The organism is Streptomyces capoamus (assembly GCF_014654935.1).
GTDB lineage: Bacteria > Actinomycetota > Actinomycetes > Streptomycetales > Streptomycetaceae > Streptomyces > Streptomyces capoamus.
The window spans coordinates 68,374-73,286 of sequence record NZ_BNBF01000028.1; the positions used below are offsets into that span (position 1 = coordinate 68,374).

5 protein-coding genes are annotated in these 4,913 nt (G+C 73.2%); 1 reads left to right on the plus strand and 4 read right to left on the minus strand.

What is annotated here, in order from left to right; translation table 11 throughout:
- Positions 1 to 36: 36 nt before the first annotated feature.
- Entirely contained in the window at positions 37 to 1,188 is a 1,152-nt protein-coding gene (locus IE312_RS32495; protein WP_189985850.1) for an acyl-CoA dehydrogenase family protein, read from the minus strand.
- Between the two features lie 79 nt (positions 1,189 to 1,267).
- Here IE312_RS32495 and IE312_RS32500 point away from each other — a divergent pair, with 79 nt between their 5' ends.
- Positions 1,268 to 1,909 (plus strand): TetR/AcrR family transcriptional regulator, encoded by a 642-nt coding sequence (locus tag IE312_RS32500; protein WP_189985837.1) that lies wholly within the window; start codon positions 1,268 to 1,270, stop codon positions 1,907 to 1,909.
- Between the two features lie 78 nt (positions 1,910 to 1,987).
- Here IE312_RS32500 and IE312_RS32505 read toward each other — a convergent pair whose 3' ends face one another.
- The 3 genes from IE312_RS32505 to IE312_RS42845 form a co-directional block, all read right to left on the minus strand.
- A complete protein-coding gene (locus IE312_RS32505) occupies positions 1,988 to 3,070 on the minus strand; it encodes a Zn-dependent alcohol dehydrogenase (RefSeq protein ID WP_189985838.1) in 1,083 nt (360 codons plus the stop codon).
- A 15-nt stretch (positions 3,071 to 3,085) separates the two neighbouring features.
- Entirely contained in the window at positions 3,086 to 4,474 is a 1,389-nt protein-coding gene (locus IE312_RS32510; RefSeq protein ID WP_189985839.1) for an aldehyde dehydrogenase family protein, read from the minus strand.
- A gap of 152 nt (positions 4,475 to 4,626) precedes the next feature.
- Positions 4,627 to 4,913: sortase domain-containing protein (locus IE312_RS42845; RefSeq protein ID WP_229900702.1), on the minus strand; the 287-nt coding region annotated here is incomplete at its 5' end.

A 4,913-nucleotide genomic window follows, 5' to 3' on the forward strand; every position in this document is an offset into this window, starting at 1 on the left:
TCCCCGTCGCATCCGCCGGGATACTCAGGAAGGTACTCAGAAGGCCGCGACACCCGTCAGCGACCGCCCGATGAGCAGCTTCTGGATCTGGCTCGTGCCCTCGTAGAGGGTCATCACGCGGGCGTCGCGCAGGAGTTTGCCGACGGGGTACTCGTCGATGTAGCCGTAGCCGCCGAAGACCTGGAGGGCGTTGTTGGCGGCGCGGACGGCGGCCTCGGAGGCGAACAGCTTGGCCTTGGAGGACTCGACGGCGAACGGCTCGCCGCGGTCGATCAGGTCGGCGACCCGCCAGGTCAGCAGCCGTGCCGCGTCCACGTCGACGGCGATGTCGCTGAGCAGTTCCTGCACCAGCTGGTGGCGGGCGATGGGGCCCCCGAACTGCTCCCGCTCGCCGGCGTAGCGGACGGCCGCGTCGAGTGCGGCCTGGGCTATGCCGACACAGCCGGCGGCCACCGACATCCGGCCCTTGGCCAGCGCGGACATCGCGACGGAGAAGCCCTTGCCCTCCTCGCCGAGCAGTGCGGAGGCGGGTACGCGCACGTCCTCCAGGACGAGTTCGGCGGTGGCCTGGCCGCGCAGGCCGAGCTTGCCGTGGATGGTGCGGCGGGTCAGTCCGGGGGTGTCGGCGGGGACCAGGAAGGCGGAGACGCCCTTGTGGCCGGGGGCGTCGGTGGAGCGGGCGAAGAGCAGGACGACGTCGGCCCAGGTGCCGTTGGTGATGAACATCTTGGTGCCGTTCACCACGTAGTGGTCGCCGTCGCGCACCGCGCGGGTGGTGAGGCTGCCGGCGTCGGAGCCGGTGCCGGGCTCGGTGAGGCCGAAGCAGCCGACGTACTCGCCCGCGGTGAGCCCCGGCAGCCAGCGCCGCTTGTGCTCCTCGCTCCCCCAGGCGGCGATCGTCTTGGCGACGAGCCCCAGGGAGACGGAGACGATGCCGCGCACCGAGGAGTCCCCGCGGCCCAGTTCCTCGGTGACCAGGCAGTAGGAGAGGTGATCGCCGCCGGAGCCGCCGTACTCCTCGGCGACGGTCAGGCCGAGGAAGCCGACCTCGCCGAGCTTCTTCACGATGCCCCGGTCGACCTCCTCGGCGCGGTCCCAGGCGACGGTGTGCGGGGCGATCTCGCGCTCCACGAAGTCCCGGGCGAGCTGCCGTACGGCCGTCTGCTCCTCGCTGAGCCCCAGGTTCACCACGAGATCACCCCACCTTGAAATCCGTACATTTAAATTAGCAGTGCTAGTTTCTGACCGCAGCCCTACTATGTGCGCCATGGCCCGACCGCGCAAGCCCCTGCTCAGCACCGACCGGATCGTCGAGACGGCCCGGGACCTCGTGGACCGGGAGGGGCTGACGGCGGTCTCCACCCGCCGGCTCGCCGCGGAACTGGGGGTGAGCGGGCCCTCGCTCTACAACCACTTCGGCACCAAGGACGAGATCCTGGAGGCGGTCGCGGACTCGGTGAGCGCGCTGGTCGACCTGTCGATGTTCGAGGACGGCCGCAACTGGCGGACCGCGCTGCACGACTGGGCCGTCTCCTACCGGGCCGCCCTGCGCGACCACCCGAACATCGTCCCGGTCCTCGCCCGCGGCCCCGGCCGCCGTCCCGCGGCGCTGCGGCTGGCCGACGCGGTCTACGGCGCGATGGTCGACGCGGGCTGGCCGCCGGCCCAGGCGACCTCCATCGGCGCGCTGATGCGGTACTTCATCATGGGTTCGGCGCTCGGTTCCTTCGCCGGCGGTTTCGTGGACGACGCGAGCGCGTACGACCCCGCCGACTATCCCCACCTCGGCCAGGCCCACTTGCTCGCCGAGCAGCAGGAGAAGATCGACGAGCGGGCCTTCGAGACGGGTCTGGGCGCGCTGCTCGACGGGCTGGCACAGCAGTACGAGCAGCTGCGGCAGGGCGGGTGACCACACCCTGCCGGCACCGGAGCCGCACCGCCGCCCGCCCGGCGCGCGGGAGCCCCCGCCCGCCCGCCGTCGAGCGGGTCAGAAGAGGACCAGGGCCCGGCCGCCCCTTCCCGCGAGCATGTTCTCGAAGGCCGCCGGAATGCCCTCCAGCCCGATCCGCTCGGTGACCAGGGCCGACAGGTCGAGCCGGCCCTCGCGTACGTGTGCGGCGAGGACGGGCAGGTCGCGGGCCGGGTCGGTGTTGCCGTAGACGCAGCCGGACAGGGTGCGGCCCCAGTGGAAGATCTCCAGGGCGTTGAAGGTGACCTGCTCCTCCTTGCCGCCGATGCCGACGACCGTGGTACGGCCGCCCCGGCGGGTTGCGTCCCAGGCGGCGCGGATGCTGACCGCGCGGCCCGCGCACTCCACGGAGACGTCGACGCCCTGCTTGCCGGTGAGGGCGCGGATCTCGCGGGCGGTGGTGTCGGAGGCGAGGACGTAGTCCGTGGCGCCGGCCGCGCGGGCCAGTTCCTCCTTGCCCGGGGAGACGTCGACCGCGATGACGCGGGACGCGCCGGCGATGCGAGCCGACTGGAGGGTGGCCAGGCCGACTCCGCCGACGCCGAACACGGCGACCGTCTCGCCCTCGCGGACCCGCGCGGCGTGGTGGACGGCGCCGTAGCCGGTGAGGACGGCGCAGCCCAGCAGGGCGGCGTCCGCCAGCGGCACCCCCTCGGGCAGCGGCAGCACGCAGGCCGCGGCGACCACGGTCTCCTCGGCGAACGCGGCCACGTTCAGCCCGGGGTGCAGTGCGGTGCCGTCGGTGGTGCGGGCGTAGACGTCCGCGGCGCCGCCCAGCGCGTTGGCGCACAGCCAGACCTCGCCCAGCGTGCAGGCGTGGCAGCTTCCGCAGGAGGGCGCCCAGTTGAGGACCACCTGGGTGCCGGGCGAGACGTGGGTGACGCCCTCGCCGACGGCGACGACCGTGCCGGCGCCCTCGTGGCCGAGGACGGCCGGGACCGGCACCCGCATGGTGCCGTTGGACAGCGACAGGTCGGAGTGGCAGACACCGGCGGCGGCGAGGCGGACCCGGACCTGTCCGGGGCCCGGGTCGGGCAGCTCGATGCCGGTGATCTCCAGCGGGGCGCCGATGGCGGGCAGGACGGCGGCTCGTACGGCCATGGCAGTCGGACTTCCTTAGAACTGGAGGGACTTGGTCTGCAGGTACTCGGCGAGTCCGTGCGCGCCGAGTTCCCGGCCGACGCCGGACTGCTTGTAACCGCCGAAGGGCGCGAGGGGGTTGAACCGGCCGCCGTTGATGTCGACCTGGCCGGTGTCCATGCGGCGGGCGAAGGCGACCGCCCGTGCCTCGTCGGCGGCCCAGACGGCGCCGGCGAGGCCGTACACCGTGCCGTTGGCGATGCGCAGGGCGTCCTCCTCGTCGTCGTACCGCAGGATGGACAGGACCGGGCCGAAGATCTCCTCCTGGGCGATGGTCATCTCGGGTGTCACGTCCGCGAAGACCGTGGGACTGACGAAGTACCCCTTCTCGCGCGGGGCTTCGGGGCCGCCCGCGACGAGCCGGGCGCCCTCGGCGATGCCCTTCTCGATGTAGCCGCGCACCCTGGCCTGCTGCTTGGCGCTGACCACCGGGCCGATGCGGTCGCCGTACTTGGCGGCGGCGGTGGCGGCGAGTTCGACGGCCTCGGCGTACCGTTCGCGGTGGACCAGCATCCGGGTCCAGGCGCTGCACGTCTGGCCGGAGTTGGACATCACGTTGGCGACGCCGACGTGGACGGCCCTGGCGAGGTCGGCGTCCGGCAGGATGACGTTGGCCGACTTGCCGCCGAGTTCCAGGGCGACCTTCTTCACGGCCGCGCCGGCCACCGCGCCGATCTGCCGGCCGACCGCCGTGGACCCCGTGAAGGAGACCAGGTCGACGCCGGGGTGCTCGGCGAGGGCCTGTCCGGCGACCGGGCCGAGGCCGGTGACCAGGTTGAACACGCCCGCCGGCAGCCCCGCCTCGTGTACCGCCCCGGCGAAGAGCCGGGCGGTGAGCGGGGTGTCCTCGGCGGGCTTGAGGACGATCGTGCAGCCGGCGGCGAGGGCCGGGGCGACCTTGGCGACGATCTGGTGCAGGGGGTAGTTCCAGGGGGTGATCGCGCCGACCACGCCGATGGGCTCGTGCAGGACCGTGGAGTTGCCGACCTTCTCCTCGAAGGCGTGGGTCGCGGCCAGTTCGGCGTAGGAGCCCACGACGGCGATCGGCACGGCGGCGTGCACGCTCCGGGAGAACGCGAGGGGTGAGCCCAGTTCCGCGGTGACCGTCCCGGCGATCTCGTCCCTGCGGCCCGCGAGGGCGTCCCGGAGGGCGGTCAGCCGGGCGGCGCGCTCGGCCGGCGGCGTGGCGGCCCAGGCGGGCAGCGCGGCGCGCGCGGCCCGTACGGCGGTGTCGACGTCCAGCGCGCCGCCCGCCGGGACCCGGCCGATGACCTGCTCGTCGGCGGGGTTGACGACGTCGATCACGTCCTCGCTCTCGGCGGGGCGCCAGGCGCCGTCGATGTACAGGCCGTCCTGTGCCTTCATGCTGTGTCCTCCCGGCGGGTCCGCGTCGTCCGGCAACAAACTAGCGATGATAGTTTTCCGGCGCCAGAGGTTCCTGGCGCGGGCGTCGGGGGACATCATCGCGGACGGACCGGCCGGCGCGGACGGGGAGTCCGTGCCGGCCGGTCCGCCGGTCACCTGGTCGCGGTCAGATGGGCGAAGACCACCACGTTGCTGGTGTAGCCGGTCCGCCGGCTGAACAGGCCGCCGCAGGTGATCACCCGCAGTTCCGGGCGGCCGGTCGGTCCGTAGACCTCCTTGTCGGGAAAGCCGGCCTTGTCGTAGACCTGCACCCGGTCCACGGAGTAGACGGCGGTACGGCCGTCCGCCCGCCCCACCTCGATGGGCCGGCCGGGCCGGACCTGGGCGAGCCCGGCGAACACGGCCGGTCCGGTCCTGGTGTCGCGGTGCCCGACGGCGA

Coding starts and splice junctions, on each gene's coding strand:
- IE312_RS32500 (WP_189985837.1), top strand. CDS start 1,268: ATGGCCCGACCGCGCAAGCCCCTGCTCAGCACCGACCGGATCGTCGAG.
- IE312_RS32505 (WP_189985838.1), bottom strand. CDS start 3,070: ATGGCCGTACGAGCCGCCGTCCTGCCCGCCATCGGCGCCCCGCTGGAG.
- IE312_RS32510 (WP_189985839.1), bottom strand. CDS start 4,474: ATGAAGGCACAGGACGGCCTGTACATCGACGGCGCCTGGCGCCCCGCC.